The organism is Pseudomonas sp. IT-P258, from assembly GCF_949767825.1.
GTDB classification, from domain to species: domain Bacteria; phylum Pseudomonadota; class Gammaproteobacteria; order Pseudomonadales; family Pseudomonadaceae; genus Aquipseudomonas; species Aquipseudomonas monachiensis.
In genome coordinates, this window is sequence record NZ_CATKPU010000065.1 from 93,093 (window position 1) to 112,090 (window position 18,998).

At 60.0% G+C, this 18,998-nt stretch carries 16 protein-coding genes; 11 read left to right on the forward strand and 5 right to left on the reverse strand.

Going from position 1 to position 18,998, the window contains the following annotated elements; all coding sequences use genetic code 11:
- Nucleotides 1-28: 28 nt before the first annotated feature.
- Nucleotides 29-1,393 (forward strand): DUF1329 domain-containing protein, encoded by a 1,365-nt coding sequence (locus ACM6G4_RS21130; protein ID WP_056726243.1) that lies wholly within the window; start codon nucleotides 29-31, stop codon nucleotides 1,391-1,393.
- A gap of 175 nt (nucleotides 1,394-1,568) precedes the next feature.
- The gene (locus ACM6G4_RS21135; RefSeq protein ID WP_223540967.1) at nucleotides 1,569-4,307 is read left to right on the forward strand and encodes a LuxR C-terminal-related transcriptional regulator; all 2,739 of its coding nucleotides are present in this window, start codon (nucleotides 1,569-1,571) and stop codon (nucleotides 4,305-4,307) included.
- 482 nt (nucleotides 4,308-4,789) lie between these two features.
- Here ACM6G4_RS21135 and ACM6G4_RS21140 read toward each other — a convergent pair whose 3' ends face one another.
- Entirely contained in the window at nucleotides 4,790-5,434 is a 645-nt protein-coding gene (locus ACM6G4_RS21140; RefSeq protein ID WP_414914550.1) for a polymorphic toxin type 44 domain-containing protein, read from the reverse strand.
- Between the two features lie 614 nt (nucleotides 5,435-6,048).
- Between ACM6G4_RS21140 and ACM6G4_RS21145 the strand changes: the two genes are divergently transcribed.
- The gene (locus tag ACM6G4_RS21145) at nucleotides 6,049-6,693 is read left to right on the forward strand and encodes an MBL fold metallo-hydrolase (protein ID WP_414914551.1); all 645 of its coding nucleotides are present in this window, start codon (nucleotides 6,049-6,051) and stop codon (nucleotides 6,691-6,693) included.
- Nucleotides 6,694-6,797: 104 nt separating this feature from the next.
- Nucleotides 6,798-7,541 carry an OmpA family protein gene (locus tag ACM6G4_RS21150; RefSeq protein ID WP_414914552.1) on the forward strand — a complete coding sequence of 248 codons (744 nt, stop codon included), beginning with the start codon at nucleotides 6,798-6,800 and terminating at the stop codon, nucleotides 7,539-7,541.
- Between the two features lie 50 nt (nucleotides 7,542-7,591).
- Here ACM6G4_RS21150 and ehuA read toward each other — a convergent pair whose 3' ends face one another.
- The 4 genes from ehuA to ehuB form a co-directional block, all read right to left on the reverse strand.
- Complete coding sequence (gene ehuA, locus ACM6G4_RS21155) at nucleotides 7,592-8,386, reverse strand: ectoine/hydroxyectoine ABC transporter ATP-binding protein EhuA (RefSeq protein ID WP_414914653.1); 795 nt, start codon at nucleotides 8,384-8,386, stop codon at nucleotides 7,592-7,594.
- An 80-nt stretch (nucleotides 8,387-8,466) separates the two neighbouring features.
- On the reverse strand, nucleotides 8,467-9,123 hold the full coding sequence (gene ehuD, locus ACM6G4_RS21160; protein WP_414914553.1) for an ectoine/hydroxyectoine ABC transporter permease subunit EhuD: 657 nt from the start codon (nucleotides 9,121-9,123) through the stop codon (nucleotides 8,467-8,469).
- Nucleotides 9,120-9,779: an ectoine/hydroxyectoine ABC transporter permease subunit EhuC gene (gene ehuC / locus ACM6G4_RS21165; protein WP_414914554.1), complete on the reverse strand. Its 660-nt coding sequence runs from the start codon at nucleotides 9,777-9,779 to the stop codon at nucleotides 9,120-9,122. Before ehuC ends, ehuD begins: the two co-directional genes overlap by 4 nt.
- Nucleotides 9,780-9,856: 77 nt before the next feature.
- Nucleotides 9,857-10,711, reverse strand: coding sequence for an ectoine/hydroxyectoine ABC transporter substrate-binding protein EhuB (gene ehuB, locus ACM6G4_RS21170; RefSeq protein ID WP_414914555.1), 855 nt, complete (start codon nucleotides 10,709-10,711; stop codon nucleotides 9,857-9,859).
- 292 nt (nucleotides 10,712-11,003) lie between these two features.
- Here ehuB and ACM6G4_RS21175 point away from each other — a divergent pair, with 292 nt between their 5' ends.
- From ACM6G4_RS21175 to ACM6G4_RS21205, 7 genes are all read left to right on the forward strand, one after another.
- The gene (locus ACM6G4_RS21175; protein ID WP_414914556.1) at nucleotides 11,004-12,398 is read left to right on the forward strand and encodes a PLP-dependent aminotransferase family protein; all 1,395 of its coding nucleotides are present in this window, start codon (nucleotides 11,004-11,006) and stop codon (nucleotides 12,396-12,398) included.
- A gap of 107 nt (nucleotides 12,399-12,505) precedes the next feature.
- Nucleotides 12,506-13,477: a hydroxyectoine utilization dehydratase EutB gene (gene eutB / locus ACM6G4_RS21180; RefSeq protein ID WP_414914557.1), complete on the forward strand. Its 972-nt coding sequence runs from the start codon at nucleotides 12,506-12,508 to the stop codon at nucleotides 13,475-13,477.
- A gap of 34 nt (nucleotides 13,478-13,511) precedes the next feature.
- Nucleotides 13,512-14,504 (forward strand): ectoine utilization protein EutC, encoded by a 993-nt coding sequence (gene eutC / locus ACM6G4_RS21185; protein WP_414914558.1) that lies wholly within the window; start codon nucleotides 13,512-13,514, stop codon nucleotides 14,502-14,504.
- A gap of 42 nt (nucleotides 14,505-14,546) precedes the next feature.
- Entirely contained in the window at nucleotides 14,547-15,737 is a 1,191-nt protein-coding gene (doeA, locus tag ACM6G4_RS21190) for an ectoine hydrolase DoeA (RefSeq protein WP_414914559.1), read from the forward strand.
- Between the two features lie 3 nt (nucleotides 15,738-15,740).
- A complete protein-coding gene (gene doeB / locus ACM6G4_RS21195) occupies nucleotides 15,741-16,742 on the forward strand; it encodes a N(2)-acetyl-L-2,4-diaminobutanoate deacetylase DoeB (RefSeq protein WP_414914560.1) in 1,002 nt (333 codons plus the stop codon).
- 70 nt (nucleotides 16,743-16,812) lie between these two features.
- A complete protein-coding gene (locus tag ACM6G4_RS21200) occupies nucleotides 16,813-17,292 on the forward strand; it encodes an Lrp/AsnC family transcriptional regulator (RefSeq protein ID WP_095059942.1) in 480 nt (159 codons plus the stop codon).
- A gap of 228 nt (nucleotides 17,293-17,520) precedes the next feature.
- Nucleotides 17,521-18,993: an NAD-dependent succinate-semialdehyde dehydrogenase gene (locus ACM6G4_RS21205; RefSeq protein ID WP_414914561.1), complete on the forward strand. Its 1,473-nt coding sequence runs from the start codon at nucleotides 17,521-17,523 to the stop codon at nucleotides 18,991-18,993.
- Nucleotides 18,994-18,998 lie beyond the last annotated feature (5 nt).

Below are 18,998 nucleotides of genomic sequence, written 5' to 3' on the forward strand. Positions count from 1 at the left end.
GCACAGTATTTTCAGGACGAACGCATAAATGAAAATAACAAAAAGTCTGTTCCACGCCGGTGTTCTGGGTCTTTCGCTGCTGGCGACCAGCGTCATCGCAGCGGTTCCCCAGGCCGAGGCCGACAAACTGGGCAAGAGCCTGACCCCGATGGGTGCCGAAATGGCGGGTAACGCCGACGGTTCGATCCCGGCCTGGAAGCCGATGGCGAAGAACGCCGGTACGGTCGACAGCAAAGGTTTCCTGTCCAATCCGTTCGCCAGCGAAAAACCGCTGTTCACCATCACGGCGCAGAACGTCGACCAGTACAAGGACAAGCTCGCCCCGGGCCAGTACGCGATGTTCAAGCGCTACCCGGAAACCTTCAAGATGCCGGTCTATCCGTCCCATCGCGGTGCCACCGTGCCGGATGAGGTGTTCGCCGCCATCAAGAAGAACGCCACCAACACCAAACTGGTGTCCGGCGGTAACGGCCTGGAGAACTTTGAAACCGCCATTCCGTTCCCGATTCCGAAAAGCGGCGTTGAAGTCATCTGGAACCACATCACCCGTTATCGCGGTGGTAGCGTGACCCGCCTGGTAACCCAGGCCACGCCACAACCGAACGGCTCGTTCAGCCTGGTGTACTTCCAGGACCAGTTCGTGTTCCGCGACAAGATGAAGGACTACGATCCGGCGAACCCGGGCAACATCCTGTTCTACTTCAAACAGAAAGTGACTGCCCCGGCACGACTGGCCGGTGGTGTGCTGCTGGTGCACGAGACCCTCGACCAGGTGAAGGAACCGCGCTCGGCGTGGGTCTACAACGCCGGTCAGCGTCGTGTGCGCCGTGCGCCGCAAGTGTCCTATGACGGCCCGGGTACTGCGGCCGACGGCCTGCGTACTTCCGACAACCTGGACATGTTCAACGGTGCACCGGATCGTTACGACTGGAAGCTTGAAGGCAAGAAAGAGATGTACATCGGCTCCGATGCCTACAAGCTCGACGATCCGAAGCTCAAGTACACCGACATCATCAAGGCCGGTCACATCAACCAGGACCTGGCGCGTTACGAGTTGCGTCGTGTGTGGCATGTGGTTGCAACCCTGAAGGAAGGTCAGCGTCACATCTACGCCAAGCGTGATTTCTACATCGACGAAGATACCTGGCAAGCAGCGGTGATCGACCATTACGACGGTCGTGGCCAGCTGTGGCGTGTAGGTGAGGCCCATGCCGAGAACTACTACGACAAGCAAGTGCCGTGGTATGCCCTTGAAGCCCTGTACGACCTGCAATCGGGTCGTTACCTGGCGCTGGGCATGAAAAACGAAGAGAAGTCGGCTTATGACTTCGGCTTCACTGCCACCACCAGCGATTTCACCCCGGCCGCCTTGCGCCAGGATGGTGTTCGCTAAGGTGAACTGAGTAGAGGCCGCACCCTCTGAAACGCCCCGACTGGTTCGGGGCGTTTTTTTTTGCGTGCAGACTTTTTGTAGCCATTTGTAGCAATTACCTTCATTCCCTATCCGTTTACGGCTAGTCTGCGGACATCTGCAACGCCGCCACCCGCAATTCAAACAAGAGCCGGCTATGACTGATTTGTCTACACTCCCAGGTTCTGCAAACGTTGCTGTCGCGACACTCGACGGGCGCTTCTTCCGCCCGCCGTTGCCCGACGGTCATGTGCTGCGTCCACGCTTGTGCGAGCGCCTGAGTGCCGGGCTCGGTGGCAGGTTATTGCTCGTCAGCGCACCGGCAGGGTTCGGCAAGAGTTCGTTGGCGGTGGAGTTTTGTCAGGGGTTGCCGGCGCACTGGCAAAGTCTCTGGCTGGGCTTGAGCCCGCGAGACAGTGACCCGGGGCGTTTTCTCGAGCGCCTGCTGGAAGGTCTCCAGGACTACTTCCCGCACCTGGGCAGGCAATCGCTCGGGTTGTTGAAAATGCGCCAGCGCCATCAGCCTTTCGCATTCGAAGAATGGCTGGACGGCCTGCTCGACGAATTGGCCGAGCACCTGTCCACCGCGACGCCATTGCTGTTGGTGCTGGATGATTACCATCTGGCCCAAGGGCCGGTACTCGACCGTTGCCTGCAATTTTTCCTCAATCATCTACCCGATGGTTTGCTGGTGATGGTCACCAGTCGCCAGCGTCCCGACTGGCATCTGGCGCGGCTGCGGCTATCGCGGCAACTGCTTGAGTTGCATGAACAGGATCTGCGCCTGACCCACGACGAGGCCTTGAGCCTGCTCGACCGGCACAGCAGTTCCCTGCGCGGTGAGGCACTGGAGAACCTGATCGAGCGCAGTGAAGGTTGGGTCGCGGGGTTGCGTTTCTGGCTGCTGGCCGCCTCGGAGGCGGGCACCGATGGCGCGCTGCCGCAATCGTTGCACGGCGGGGAAGGGCTGATCCGCGATTACCTGCTCGAAGAGGTCATCGATTGCCTGCCCGCCGAAGTCCAGTCGTTCCTCTATGACACGGCGCCCCAGGAACGTTTTTGCAGCGAACTGTGCGACGCCGTTCGCGACGCACATGACAGCGCAGAGATCCTGCGTTTCCTGCTCGCCCACCAAGTGTTCCTGGTGCCGCTGGACGAGCACGGCCACTGGTATCGTTACCACCACCTGTTTTCCGATCTGTTGCGCACGCGCCCGACTTCCCAGTCGATGGTGCCGGCCGCCAGCCTGCACCTGCGTGCCTGCCGCTGGTTCAATGCCCAGGGGCTGCTCGATGAGGCCGTGGAGCAGGCCTTGCGCGCCGGTCACCTGGACGTCGCGGCGAACCTGGTACAGAACCTCTCCGAAGAGCAACTGCTGGCCGAGCAGAATGTCGGCATGTTGCTGCGCTGGAAAATGGACTTGCCTGACAGCTTGCTGATCAGCACGCCGCGACTGATTGTGCTCTATAGCTGGGCGCTGGGGATGGCATGCCAACTGGATGCCGCGGAAGAACTGGCCAGCCATTTGAGCCGCTTCCTGCCCGCTCCGTCGGCCACCGCCCAGAAGTCCATGCTGGCCCAATGGCTGGCATTGAGCGGCATTATTGCCCGTGGGCGCGGCAACCGCGAACTGACGCTGCGGTACTGCGGCGAAGCGTTGGAAAGCCTTCCACCCAAGCGTTACGGTCAGCGCCTGATGTGCCTCTCGACCCTGTCCAACCTGGCCATTGCCGACGGTGATTTGTGGCGGGCACGAGGGCTTAACCGCGAATCGCTGGAGCTGGCGCAACGGGTCGGCAACCCCCTGTTCGAAGCACTGGCGCACTACGACCGCGCCCGGGTGCTGCAAGCGCGCGGGGAAATCTGTCGGGCGCTGGAGGAGGTCCGTCAGGGAATGCAGCGCCTGCAGAGCTTGCCTGCGCAACGGCTGTATGCGGTTCGCGCCCGGCTGACCTTGTACGAAGGCTTTTTACTGGCACTGCGCATGCAGCCGCAAGTGGCGCGCTTGCGATTGCAGGCCGGTTTGAGCGAGGCGCGGGCCTGCCGTGATATCAGCGTGCTGATCGGTCACTGCGTGATTGCCAGGCTGGAAGGCAGCAGCGGCGAGTTCGCCAAGGCCTTTGCCGAACTTGCCGAAGCCGAACGCCTCATGCACATCTGGGACGTACCACCGATCTACTACCTGGCCATGATCACCCTGGTCAAATGTGAACTCTGGCTGGCCCAGGGGCGCACCGATCTGGCCGAAGCCTGGCTAGCGCGCCTGGGGCAGACCTATAACGGCGAAAACGGGGCGGCACCACCGGAGTTCCACCCGCAACTGCCGTTGCATATCGAATTGCAACAAGCCTTGCTCGACGTCATCCAGGGCCAGCCGATGCTGGCCGAAGGGCGTTTGAATGCGCTGCTTGAACATGGCCAGCAAAGCGGTCGTCAGATGCTCAGTGCCATGGCGCTCACCCAGAAAGTGGCGTTGTTGCTGGGCAGCGGCCGGGAACCGGAAGCACGCAGGGCGCTGGCCCAGGCGCTGGACGCTGCCGGCGGAGGGGGGCTGCAACCCTTTGAGGGCTTGTTGGCCGAGCACCCGGACTGGCTGCGTGGGCAGCTTCAAAACTGTCCACAAACCCCAGTTTCCCTGAGCCTCAGTGAGAAACTGCCGGCATTGGCTGCCCGTTCCGGGCCGGAATCCTGCGCGACCGCGGAACAACTCAGCACCCGGGAAATGGCGGTCCTGCGATTGATCGCCCAAGGCTGTTCGAACCAGGAAATCAGCGATCAACTGTTTATTTCCCTGCACACGGTCAAGACCCACGCCAGTCACATCAACAGCAAGCTCGGGGTCGAGCGGCGTACACAGGCCGTGGCACGGGCCAAGGAATTGGGGGTGTTGGTGTAGCGTGCTGCAGATCTTCTATTGTGGGGGGGCTGGTATCAGTGGTTCTGTGTTGCAGGAGGGGAGTTGTGAAAAAAAAACGGGCCAGGTTTGAAAACATTGGCTGCAATCAGCCCGGGAGCGCCCCGCACTGTTCAATGCGGCCACTCTCGGTGCGACTCTCAATTTCTCCGTCTGGCCCAATGTAGATATCTGTGTTTGGCCATTTCGGTTTGATCCGTATGCAGTGTGATTTACCTCCGTTTCTCCAGTAAAATTCCATAAAAAATTTCGCGTCAAGGAAGATATGACCAGGGCCTCCAGTCACTTCACCGGGGTAAAGTTCACCCTTTGAGATCTCGTGCTGAACATTCAGGATGTAGCCTAGGCGCCCTTGGCCTTTTTCAGAAAAGTAGAAGTTCACCTGAGGTGCGGCGAAGTACCAAAAGAGGATGGGTGCGAGCAGTAGAATGACCAAGCCGCACCATGTATTCCTGGAATGGGGCTTACTTACAGATATGCTCACGAATACCATCCCCCCAGCTTCTGCGTGGTAAGCCTAAGATTTCATCCATCAGCATCTTCACGGTTATCCCGCCGTTCGGTTGAAGTCTGTAAAGTTTGATGCCAATGCTGATAGATACCCTGTCTCCGATGTCGTCCCACGCTCGCATCCCTTCGATGTCCTCCGACCGACGTGGACCCGGTCTTTTATCCCATTTTTGTATTTTACGGATGGAATCTGAGGCAATTTGTTCGACTCCAGCTCCATCCAAAAGGAGACTTTCGGAAAGTCCTCCCGCCATCCCTACGTACCCATAGTGCACGTTTGACCATATGTCGTAGAAGTAGTCGAACATGCCTTGCTTCTGCCAAGGTCCGCCAAACTGTAGCCCTATCGTGACCTTGTGATCCCAGGGTCTGTTCTGACCTACACGCTCTGCCCAAAGAGCCATAGCCGCCACCTTGTTTCCTGACTCAATTGCTTTGAAGTTGGGTGGGGAAAGGCGTGCGTACCAAGGTAGTTTTCTGAACCTCTTTTGTTCAGCATCAGCGTCAAAATTGTTGAGGCTCTTCATCTTCACCACGGACGGATGAGTAATATTGCGGTTCATTTCCTCGGCAATGTAGCTCGCTACCTCTTCCATCATGTCAGGGTCGTTGCAAACGACAGGTCGTGTTTTCCTCTTAGCTAGTATCTGATCACTTTGTAGAGATTCTGTCGTCGATGGCTGGTCTGAATGCCTTGTAGGATGAGCAATACCTTGAACGTGTCCGGTGCGTGTAGTGCGAGTCGAAGGTGCAGGAGCAATCAGTCGATTGGTACCTGGTGGGCAGCCGCAGTGAACTTCTGCACCGTCGAGTACAGTTGGAACCCCATGCCATTTCATAGCGGGTAGGCTGTCAACAATAACGCCGTCTTTTCCGCATTTCTTACACGCAGTGGTCTTGTCCCCGAGTCTTAGCACAGCGCGCCCTCCATGCGTCGCACAGGGCAAGCTACTGATACACATGGCTCCTGTTGTGGTCAGGTCGCCGTGCAATCCTTGACCTAACCCGTTAGCTGTTCCTCTTCCCATGATTCAGCCCTTGTGTTGATTGCAGGGGCGAGGACGCTAGGCTAGGCGGTACGGGAGTTAAATCAGACGTTTCCTTCAATGATGTAGGTGGATTCTGCAATCAGGCAGGTGATAAGCGGCGGACGGCATCGGCGATGTCGGCGGGCTGTGCCAAAATAGGCCATCCATTTTTTTCAGGAACACCCATGGACGCTGTCAAACCTGCGCTCATCCGCGAAACCTTCCCCGTCGGGCCTTTGCAGTGCAACTGCACGATCATCGGCGATCCGGTAACGAAAAAGGCCATCGTCGTCGATCCGGGTGGCAATCATGAACTGATCCTGGCGCGTCTCGATGCCCTGGGGCTGAAAGTGGTCAGCATCATTCACACCCATGCGCACCTCGATCATTTCCTGGCTTCCGGCCAACTCAAGGAGAAAACCGGCGCGACCCTGCATCTGCACAAGGAAGACCAGTTTCTGTGGGACAACCTGGAAATGCAGTGCCAGATGTTCGGCGTTCCTTATACCCCGGTGCCGTCCCCGGATCGCTGGCTGGCCGATGATGAAGAACTGGCCTGCGGTTGTGGCGTGGCGCTGCACACGCCAGGTCATACGCCGGGCTCCATGAGCTTCTGGTTTTCCGAGGCCAAGCTGCTGATTGCCGGTGATACGTTGTTCAAGCGTGGGGTAGGGCGCACGGATTTGTGGGGCGGCGACCAGGCCACCATCGTGCGTTCGATCAAGCAGCGTTTGTACACCCTCGACGAGGAGGCGATAGTGGTGGCCGGGCATGGTCCGGATACCCGTCTGGGCGATGAAATGCGCGAAAACCCGTTTGTACGGGCCTGATTTGTAACGAGCGGAATTTTTATTCCAGGAAGTGATCCAACGCCCGCAAAGGCTGATGCCTTGGTCCGTTGCACCACAGAATGCAAAAAAAGTAGGAGCTTTACATGTTCACCACGCGTCGTTTGATTATTCTCGCTACGGCTGTGGCCGTTTTGTCCGGTTGTGCCTCGCCTAACCCATACGGCGGTCAGGGCCAGGCTCAGGGCCAGACGGATAGCGGCTCCGAAGGCATGAGCAAGACTGCGAAATACGGTGGCCTCGGTGCTCTGGCCGGCGCGCTGGCCGGTGCTGCGATCAACCACGATAACCGTGGCAAGGGTGCACTGATCGGTGCTGCGGTGGTTGGTGCTTCCGCCGCCGGCTACGGCTACTACGCCGATCAGCAAGAGAAAAAGCTGCGCGCCAGCATGGCCAACACCGGTGTTGAAGTGCAGCGCCAGGGCGACCAGATCAAGCTGATCATGCCGGGCAACATCACGTTCGCAACCGATTCGGCGAACATTGCTCCAGGCTTCTATCAGCCGCTGAACAATCTGGCGGGCTCACTGAAAGAGTTCAACCAGAACCAGATCGAGATCGTCGGCTATACCGACAGCACTGGCAGCCGCCAGCACAACATGGACCTGTCCCAGCGTCGTGCCCAGAGCGTGGCAACCTACCTGACCTCGCAAGGTGTCAGCGGTGCCAACCTGAGCGCTCGCGGCGCCGGCCCGGATAGTCCGGTTGCGAGCAACGCTGACGTCAATGGCCGTGCACAGAACCGCCGTGTAGAGGTCAACCTCAAGGCGATTCCAGGCCAGCAGTATGGTGGTCAGCAACAGCAGGGTACCGTTCAGCAATACCCATAACACCGCAAAACAAAACTGTGGGAGCGGCGGTGCCGCTCCCACATTGTTTTTTAGTTGGCTTCTTTCACTGCGCTGAGAAACGCGCAGGTCCGTTCCTGCTGTGGATGTTCGAAAATCTGCGCCGGTGTGCCCTGCTCGTGAATCTGACCCTTGTAGAAAAAACACACACGATCGGCGAACTCCCGGGCAAACCCCATCTGGTGCGTGACCATCAGCATGGTCAGGTTGTGTTCGGCGCCGAGCTTGCGGATGACGTTGAGCACTTCGCCGCACAGTTCCGGATCGAGCGCAGAGGTCACTTCGTCAAAGAGCATGACTTTGGGGCGCATGGCCAACGCCCGGGCAATGGCAACCCGTTGTTGCTGCCCACCGGACAGCTGCGAAGGGTAATGCCCCAGCTTGCTGCCCAGACCCACCAGTTCCAAAAGGTCCGCTGCTCGTTCGCGTGCTTCGGCCGGCTTCATGCCCAGCACTTGCACTGGCGCCTCAATGACGTTTTGCAAGGCCGTCATGTGCGGAAACAGGTTGAAGCTCTGGAACACCATGCCGATCTTGCCGCGAACGCGACGGATATGCCTGTCGTTGGCAGGCACCAGCACGCCGTTGCGATTGGGCATGTGCGTCAACAAATCATCCTCGATGCGGATCAGTCCGTCATCAATGCCCTCAAGCGTCATCAACACTCTCAGTAGCGTGGATTTCCCCGAGCCGCTGGGGCCGATGATCGCGACTTTTTCGCCTGGAGTGACATCCAGGTTCAAGTGGTCGAGCACCGTGAAGTTGCCGTAGCTCTTGGTGACGTCCTGAAAGCTGACAATCGGCTTGAGCGGTTTCGATTCAGGCATGGCATGGGCCTCTTGCGGACGCAGCGATGTCAGGTTGCCGCACCGGGAAAGGTCGTTGGAGGTCGAGATGGGAGAAGTCATTAGCGTAGCTCCAGACGCAGTTCAAGGCGCCGTACCAGATAAGCCAAGGCGATGCTCAGGGCGAGGAAAAACAGACCGACCATGGTGATCGGCTCCAGATAACGGAAGTTCTCGGAACCAATGTTCTTGGCTTGCTGCATGATCTCGACCACGGTGATGGCCGACAGCACCGGCGTGTCCTTGAGCATGGCCACCAGGTAGTTGCCCAGTGGCGGCAGGATCGGCCGCAGGGCCTGGGGCAGGATGATGTTGCGGTAGGCGCTGTACGGCGCGATGTTCAGCGCCGTAACGGCCTCCCACTGCGCCCGTGGCACGGCGTCGAGGCCACCGCGGTAAACCTCGGCGATGTAGCAGGCATAATGCACGCCGATGCCGATCACCCCCACCTGCATGGCCGTCATGCTCACGCCGTAATTGGGCAGCACGTAGTAGAGGAAATACACCTGGATCAGCAGCGGCGTGCTGCGAATGAATTCGATCACCCCGGCGGTCGGCCACGATAACCAGAGCAGGCGACTGCGTCGGCCGATGGCCAGAAACAATCCCAGCACAATGGCGATCAGGAAACCGAGCAGGGTAATGCCCACGGTGTTCAGCGATGCCCGGAGCAAATCGGGCAGGATCTGCCAGGCATATGTCCAGTCGAACAGGGTCATGACAGACCTCCACGCATCCGGCCGCGAGCCAAGCGTCGCTCAACGCTGCGCATGCCGAGGTTGATCGCTTGAGCCAGAACGAAGTACATCACCAGCGCCAGGCTGAATATTTCCAGGGTCTGGAAAGTGGCCTGATCCAGTTGCCGGGCCCGGAAGCTGAGGTCCGACAGGGTGATCAGCGAGACCAGCGAAGTATTTTTCAGCAATTCGATCAACAGGTTGGTGCCCGGTGGAATGGCCGCCAGCAACGCCTGGGGCAAAATGATTCGCCGAAAGCGCTTGTAGCCGCTGAAGTTCAATGCAGTCGCCGCTTCGTACTGCCCTTTGGCAACGGAGCTGATCGCACCACGCATCACCTCCGCGCCGTAAGCACCGATGTGCAAGCCGAGGCCGACAATGGCCACGCTGTAGGGGCTCAGTTCGAGATTGAACGGTGGCAGCGGCAAGACGAAAAACAGCCAGAACAATTGCACCAGCAACGACGTGCCGCGGAACACTTCAATGTAGGCGACGGAAAACCAACTCACCGCTCGCCACGGCGACATGCGCCCGAGTGCTGCCAGAATGGCGGCGACGATCGCCAGCAGCGAGCCGAAGAAGGTCACCTGGAGCGTCACCCAGGCGCCTTGTATCAAAAGCGGAAGTAATTCACCCATTGTTCACACCTGCGTGGTTCAACATCCGGAGTCAGCAGGGAAATAGGCATCGCGCCAGGGCGCCATGCCCGTTTCGACTATTGAGCGCAGAGCTCGGCAGCCGTTTTGCTTGTCACGTTGGATTTGTCGAAGCCGAAAGGGGCAACCGTCTTGAGATGTTCTTCGGAGCCCAGCCACTTTTTCAGTTCGGCATTGACGGCGTCACGCAGGTCCTTGTCTTCCGGGCGGAAGGCGAGGGCGCCATAACCGGTGTGCGAAGGGTCATCCTTGAACTCGGTGACCGCTTCGACCTTGTCACCACCTTTGCTGGCCAGGCCTTTCATGGTCAGCTGGGTGCCGACGGCCGCATCGGCACGCCCGGCGCGCACGGCTTGCAACTGCGCGGTGGTGTCCGGTACCTGGAGGATCTGCGCATCCTTCACGCCAGAATCCCGCGCGTATTTCAGGTTGACCGTGCCGGCCATGATCGCCAGTTTCACATCCGGGTTTTTGGCGATGTCTTCATAGCTGTGCAGACTCTTCGGATTGCCTTTGGCGGTCAGGAGTGCGTCGGGCAACTGGTACTGCGGGTCGGTGAAGATGACCTGCTTGCAGCGCTCGGGGGTGATGTACATGCCCGCGGCAATCACGTCGAAACGTCCGGCGCGCAGGCCGGGGATCAACGAGCCCCATTCGGTCAGCACACCGTCGACTTGCTTGATGCCCATTTTTTCGAAGATGACCTTGGCGATTTCCGGTGATTCACCGGTGACCCTGCCGTCGGTTTCAGTGAAGGCGAACGGGGTTTCGTTCGCATAACCGATGCGGATGCTGCTGTTCTTGGTGATGGTTTCCAGTGTTGTGGCGTAGGCGCTGGTGGCCAGGCCGAATATCGCGCAAGCGACGAACAGGTGGCGCAAGACATGGGGAGTGCGGGAAATGGAATTGCTCATCGATAAAATCTCCTGTTTCTTGTGGACCCGTCTTTGACGGCTCTGTGGTAGGAGGCAGTGTGACAAGAGCAAAGCGTACGAGGGCTGGTCCACCTGTTGAGCCGAAGCGCGGGGAGACAGTTCCGGTACAGATCGATTGATTGTTGTTGGTGGCTGGTTCAGCAGCCTGGGCATCGACCTTGTACCGAGCATACAAAAGCACTGCGCAGGATTGCATTGCACTAGGACAATTGCTTTGCATGGATTCTCGCGGGATGCTGTCGGCACTGGCAAACACGTGGGTTCGGCGCCGATGGACAAGTGGAAGGCAGCACTGGAAATCGCCCGCAGCGGCGAGTCGAAATACAAGATCCTGGTCCAGGCGATTGCCGACGATATCGAGCAGGGTGTGCTGGCCAATGATCAGCGGTTGCCACCGCAACGTAATGTCGCCGATGCCATGGGCATCAGTGTGCAAACCGTCACCAATGCCTACAAGGAGCTCGAGCGCCAGGGCCTGGTGCGGTGCGAGGTCGGGCGCGGCAGTTTTGTCTCGCGAAGAATGAGCGATCGGGTAGCCACTTATATTCTCGACAGCCCCGAACGGGCGCTGGTGGATTTTTCCATCACACGGATCATGCACACCCGTGAGCATGACCAGTTCTGGCGCGAAACCTGTCGCGAACTCAGCACCGAAGAGGATCAGCCCTGGATTCATGCGTTTCGCCCGATTGCCGGTTTCGAGTCGCACCGTGAGGCGGCGATGCACTGGATCGCGCGGCAAGGCCTGCGGGTCGAGCGCGACGACATCCTGATCACCAACGGTGCTGCCCACGCCATTTTTCTGGCCTTGGCATCCCTTGCCGGCCCGGATGATGTGGTGCTTTGCGAAGGGTTGACCGACCACGGCGTCATCGGTAATTCCCAGGTGCTCGGGTTTACCCTCAAGGGTCTGGAGATGGACCGGCATGGCATCGACCCCGAGCATTTCGAGGACATGTGCAGCAACGAGCGCATCACCGCGCTGGTCTGTACGCCAAACCTGAACAACCCGACCACCAGCCTGATGCCGGACAGCCGTCGACGGGAAATTGCCGAGATCGCCAGGCGTTTTGGCGTGCACATTATCGAAGACGATGTGTACGGCCCTCTGCTGGACGAGCGCCGGGCGCCGCCGATCAGCCACTATTTGCCGGAATTGTCGTTCTATTGCACCAGCATGACCAAATCGGTGCTCACCGGTTTGCGCGTCGGATATCTGGTGATGCCAAAGCGGCTGGCGTTGCGTACCGAAAGTATTTTGCGGGTCAACAGCTGGATGGCAACGCCCATGGTCGCGGAGATTGCCACGCGCTGGATTCGCGATGGGCGCGCCGACACCCTGGTGGATTTGCAACGCAGACTCTTGTCCGGTCGGCAGGCGATGGTCAGCGAGTACCTGGACGAGTACCTGCTCGGCCAGCATCCCTATGCATTGAATGCCTGGATCGGCATTCCCCCTCATTGGGAAGTCGACAGCCTGGTGCGGGCGCTGCGCCACAAGCACATTGCGGTCACTTCGCCCGACCCGTTTACGGTGCGTGGCACGCCCAGGCCCCGGGCAGTCCGGGTGTGTGTCGGTGCCGAATGCAGCGACGAGGAAATGCGCGATGCGCTGATGGGCATGCGTGAAATCTTCGGTCAGTACCCGCAGATCCATGATTTTTGAGCGGGCGATCGGTGCCAGAAAGTTTGTCGATTAAATTGCCCTAGTACATTCATTGCGACAATCCAGCCCTTTTAGACTGCGCCCAACACCTCACTTGGGACGCGGTCATGTCAGTGCTGCTGCTAAACGATATCTACCTCGCCCGCCAACGTATTCAATCGCTGGTCCGGTGCACGCCCATGGAGCATTCGCCCAGCCTGTCCCGGCAATTGGGCGTACCGGTTTACCTCAAGCTCGAATCCCAGCAAATCACCGGCAGCTTCAAGTTGCGCGGCGCGAGCAATGCCGTGGCACAACTCAATGCCGAGCAAAAGGCGTGTGGCGTCGTCGCCGCGTCGACCGGCAATCATGGGCGGGCGCTGGCCCATGCCGCGTCCCGGCAAGGCGTGAAGGCGACGATTTGCCTGTCGCATCTGGTGCCGGGCAACAAGGTGCAGGCCATTCGCGATCTTGGCGCCGAAGTCCGCATCGTCGGCCAGTCCCAGGATGATGCCCAGCGTGAGGCCGAGCGGATTGCCTATGAACATGGCGCGATGCTGCTGCCGCCGTTCGATCATCCGGCGATCATCGCCGGGCAGGGCACGCTGGGGCTGGAGATCCTTGAACAACTGCCGGATGTCGCCCAAGTGCTGGTGCCGTTGTCCGGCGGCGGTCTGTTTGCCGGCGTGGCGCTGGCACTCAAAAGCGCCAATGCGCAGATCGTCACTCATGGCATCAGCATGCAGCGCGGTGCGGCCATGCATGCCAGCCTGGCCGCCGGACGTCCAGTGGAAGTCGAAGAGCTGCCGACCCTCGCCGATTCCCTCGGCGGCGGCATCGGCCTGGATAACCGTTACACCTTCAACATGACCCGCGACACCTGTGACCACCTGCATCTGCTCAGCGAAGCCTCCATTGCCCATGCCTTGCGCCATGCCTATCGCGAAGAGCGCCTGGTGCTCGAAGGCGCGGCGGCGGTGGGGATTGGCGCTTTGCTTGATGGCTTGATCGAACCGCGTGGACCGATCGTGGTGGTGGTCAGCGGTCGCAATGTCGACGTCGATCAGCATCTGCGTGTGCTGGCTGGTGCGGATGCGTGAACTCAATCAAAAATCAGACTGGAGTGCCGCGTTGATGAGTGAAATCACCCTGTTGAGCGAAGCGGATCTGCGAGCCTGCGTGGCCCTTGATCTGCCGAGTATCGAAGCCATCGAGCAAGCCTTCGTGCTGCTGGCCACCGCCGCCGTGGCCATGCCGCCGATCCTGCGTCTGGACATCCCCGAGCATAATGGCGAAGTGGACGTGAAGACGGCGTATCTGCCCGGATTGGAGCGCTTCGCGATCAAGGTCAGCCCGGGATTTTTCGACAACCCGAAACTGGGCCTGCCAAGCCTCAACGGCATGATGATGCTGCTGTCGGCACGCACCGGTTTGCTCGATGCCTTGCTGCTGGATAACGGCTACCTGACGGCCGTGCGCACGGCCGCGGCCGGTGCGGTGGCCGCGCGAGCATTGTCGCGGGTCGACAGCCGCAGTGTGGCGCTGATCGGCGCCGGCGAGCAGGCGGCGTTGCAACTTCAGGCCTTGCGGCTGGTACGGCCGGTCGACAGCGTACGGGTTTGGGCCCGGGACTATGCCAAGGCCGAAGCCTTCAGTGTCGAGCTGGCGCGTGACAGCGGGCTGGCGGTCAGGCCGTGCGCAAGTATCGACGAGGCCATGGATGGCGTGGACATCGCCATCACCTGCACGCCGAGCCGTGAGCCGTTGATTGACGCGCGGCATTTGCAGCCCGGCCTGCACATCACGGCCATGGGTTCGGATGCCGAGCACAAAAACGAAATTGCCCCCAGTGCGCTGGCACAGGTCCATTGCTACGTGGCGGATCGCTTGAGCCAGACCCGCATCCTCGGCGAATTGCATCACGCCCTTGTAGCTGGCGTCGTCAGCGATGAGACCGACTTCGCAGAGTTGGGGCAGGTGCTGGCCGGGCAGCGTCCCGGTCGCACAGATGAAAAGCAAATCACCCTGTGCGACCTCACCGGCACCGGTGCCCAGGACACGGCCATGGCCAACCTGGCATTCGAGCGCGCGCGTTCGGCAGGCAAGGGGTTTCAGTTCGGCAGTTAACCGGTTTTTTCATCCGCGTGTCATTTATCAGAGGGCAGGTGCATGTCTCAGATAGTCGTCAATCTCCCGTTCGAACGGGGGGAATATGCCCAACGTCTGGCCAAGGTTCGAGCGGCCATGCAGACGCAGGGCATCGAGCTGTTGCTGGTCACCGATCCGTCGAACATGGCCTGGCTGACCGGCTATGACGGTTGGTCGTTTTACGTCCATCAATGCGTGCTGCTGGCGCTCGACGGCGAGCCCGTGTGGTTCGGTCGCGGGCAGGATGCCAACGGCGCCAGGCGCACGGTGTTCATGCAGCAGGAAAATATCGTCGGTTATCCGGACATCTACGTGCAGTCCCGGGAGCGGCACCCGATGGATTACCTGTCGCGGGAAGTTATCAGCGCCCGCGGTTGGGACGCGCTGATCATCGGCGTGGAAATGGACAACTATTACTTCAGCGCCGCCGCTTACCTGTCGCTGAAAAACAACTTGCCGAACGCCACTTTGGTGGACGCGGTCGGCCTGGTGAACTGGCAGCGGGCGATCAAGTCGCCCCAGGAAATCGCCTACATGCGCATCGCCGCGCGCATCGTCGAAAAGATGCACGGGCGCATCCTCGAACGGATCGAACCGGGCATGCGCAAGAATGAATTGGTGGCCGAGATCTATAGCAGCGGCATCCTCGGCGCCGACGGTCATGGCGGTGATTACCCGGCCATCGTGCCTCTGTTGCCGACCGGTGCCGATGCCAGCGCGCCGCACCTGACCTGGGACGATACGCCGTTCGAAAAGGGCGCCGGCACCTTCTTTGAAATCGCCGGTTGCTACAAGCGTTACCACTGCCCGTTGTCGCGCACCATTTACCTGGGCAAGCCGCCGCAGCATTTTCTCGACGGTGAAAAAGCCGTGGTCGAAGGCATCGCCGCCGGGCTTGAAGCGGCCAAACCGGGCAACACCACCGGCGACATCGCGGTGGCGTTCTTCAAGGTGCTGGAGAAATTCGGCATCCACAAGGACAGCCGTTGCGGCTACCCGATCGGCATCAGTTATCCACCGGATTGGGGCGAGCGCACCATGAGCCTGCGTCCCGGCGACACCAGCGTGTTGCAACCGGGCATGACCTTCCACTTCATGCCGGGCCTGTGGATGGACGATTGGGGGCTGGAGATCACCGAGAGCATTCTGATCACCGAAACCGGCGTCGAAACCCTGTGCAACGTGCCACGCCAACTGTTCGTGAAGGATTGAACCATGAGCGAATTGCCGGACAACCCGATCAGCGCCACGGTGGATTTCACCCGTGAAGGCGTGCAGCACGGTTTTCTCAAACTGCCGTATTCCCGGGACGACTCGGCCTGGGGGGCGGTGATGATTCCGCTTACGGTGATTCAACGCGGTGAGGGGCCGACCGCGCTGCTCACCGGTGGCAACCATGGCGACGAATACGAAGGGCCGGTAGCGCTGAGCAAACTGGCCCAGGGGCTGAGTGCCGACGAGGTCAGTGGGCGGGTAATCATCGTACCGTTCATGAACACCCCGGCGTTCCATGCCGGACGGCGCACGTCTCCGATCGACAAGGGCAATCTCAATCGCAGTTTTCCCGGCAAACCGGACGGCACGGTGACTGAGAAAATCGCCGATTACTTCACGGGTACCTTGCTGCCATTGGCCGACATCGTGCTGGATATTCACTCCGGCGGTCGCACCCTGGATTTCCTGCCGTTCGCTGCTTGTCATGTGCTGCCGGATAAACAGCAGCAGGCGCAATGCGAGGCCGGGATGCGTGCCTTCAATGCGCCGTACAGCATGCGCATGCTGGAACTCGACGCCGGGGCGATGTACGACACCGCCGCTGAACGCCAGGGCAAAGTCTTCGTCACCACCGAACTGGGCGGCGGTGGCTCTTCCACGGCGCGCAGCGTGGCGATTGCCGAGCGTGGGGTGCGCAATCTGCTGGTGCATGCCGGGATCCTTGGCGGTGAGGTGCGGCTCGCACCGTCGATCATGCTCGACATGCCCGACGGCGATTGCTTCATCGCCAGCGAGCACGACGGTCTGCTGGAAATGTGCCGTGATCTGGGGGACAGCGTGGAGCAAGGTGAAGTGATTGCCCGTGTCTACGATGTCACCCGCAGCGGCGTTGCCCCGATGGAATACCGTGCGGCTCGCAGCGGTCTGCTGGCGGCGCGGCATTTTCCGGGACTGGTGCGGTGTGGTGACACTGTGGCAGTGATCGCGGATGTGTTGACCTGACATCAATCCCTGTGGGAGCGAGCAAGTCCGCTCCCACAGGGTCTCCTAAATATTCACGAGATCGTCACCCATGCACAAACTCGATCGCTATGACCTGAAAATCCTGAGAATCCTCGCTGAAGACGGGCGTATCACCAAATCGAGCCTGGCCGAGGCGATCAACCTGTCGGTAACACCTGCGTGGGAGCGGGTGCGCAAACTCGAAAGCCTGGGCTTGATCAAGGGCTACCGGGCACAGATCGACTGGAACGCGGTGTTCAAAAGCCAACAGGTGCTGGTGGAAATCACCTTGGCCCGACACACCGCGCAGGACATGCGGCGTTTCGAACAGCGCATGAACGAGGCTGCCGAAGTGGCTTTCTGTTACGCCACCGGTGGTGGCGTCGATTACATGGCGATGATCCAGGCACCGGACATTGACCATTACCAGCGCTTCATCGACCAGTTGTTGCTCGACGACCTGGGCATCGAACGCTACTTCACCTACATCGTCACCAAGACCATCAAGACCGGCGGCGCCTTGCCCGCTGAAGTGGCGCAGGAGCTTTGAAAACACCGCTATTCCCTGTGGGAGCGAGCCTGCTCGCGATAGCATCCTTGCATTCAACCCTGCACTGACTGATGTCCCACCATCGTGAGCAGTATTCACACCGCAAAAATCCCCGATTTACCCCCGCTCAATCAGAAAAAACCACCTGCCGCACCCCGTTCAAACGCCAAATCCCCGAGGTCTTGCTGCCCTAGCATGGTTCCACGCACACGGATTGGAGTGAACGCCATGACCTACAAACATCCACTGCTGTTCAAGGCACTTTGCTACGTTGATGGCCATTGGGTCCACAGCGACAGCGGTCACAGTATCGCCGTGCATAACCCGGCCGATCAAAAACTCATCGGCCATGTGCCGATGCTCGATCAGCCGCAAATTGTCGCGGCCATCGATGCCGCCCACCGCGCGTTTACCGGCTGGCGCGAACAAAGCCTGGAGGCACGCGGGTTGATTCTGCGACGCTGGGCGGCACTGATTCTTGAGCATCAGGAAGACCTGGCGAGGATTCTCAGCCTGGAGCAGGGCAAGTCCCTGGCCGAGTCCCGCGGTGAAATCGCCTATGCGGCCAGCTTCATTCCCTGGTTCGCCGAGGAGGCGCGGCGCCTTTACGGGCAGAACATTCCCAGCCACATACCCGGTGCGCACCTGGGCACGCTCAAGGAACCGGTGGGTGTCTGTGCGCTGCTGACCCCGTGGAATTTCCCCTCGGCCATGATCACCCGCAAAGCGGCGGCCGCCTTGGCGGCCGGTTGTACCGTGGTGATCAAGCCCGCCCATGAAACACCGTACTCGGCGTTTGCCCTGGCGCAACTGGCGGAGGAAGCGGGTTTCCCGGCCGGCGTGTTCAACGTGGTGCTGGGCGAGCCGCAAATGGCCATGCAAACCCTGGTGCAGGACAGTCGCGTGCGCTCGGTGAGTTTCACCGGCTCGACCCGCGTGGGTAAGTTGGTGCTGCAAGCGGCGGCTGCGGATGTGAAGAAGGTCTCGCTGGAACTGGGTGGCAACGCACCGTTCATTGTCTGCGCCGATGCCGATCTCGGGCTGGCGGTAAAGGTCGCGGTCGCCGCCAAGTTTCAGACCTCCGGCCAGGATTGCTGCGCGGCCAACCGCATCATGGTCGACCGTTCGATCTACCCGGAATTTCTCAAGGGTTTTGCTTCGGCGGTGCGTGAACTGCGGGTCGGCCCGGCAATGCTGGGCGATCGTGAGCAGAACGTCGATATCGGCCCGTTGATGCATCAGGCCGCCTTCGATGTCACCGCCGAGCGTGTGGCCGATGCCTTGCAACAAGGGGCGCAACGACTGGTGGGGGGCGAAGCCCATGCGCTCGGCGGTCTGTTCTATCAGCCGACGGTGCTGGCCGACGTCACGCCGCAAATGCGCATCTACCGCGAAGAGAACTTCGCGCCGATTGCCGGGGTGATGCCGTTCGACAGCCTCGATCATGCCGTCGAAATGGCCAACGACACCGAATACGGTCTGGCCGCCTACATTTGTTCCAATCGCCTGGACCTGATCTACCCGCTGATTCGTCGTCTCGACCACGCGATGGTCGCGGTCAACGGCGTCAAGTTCACCGGCCATCCGATCCCGTTCGGTGGCATGAAGGCCTCGGGGCTGGGCCGTGAAGGCGGCACCGAGGGCTTCGAAGCCTTTGTCGAAACCAAATACTTCTGCCTGCACCATCAAGGCCAGTTCTGAGGAGA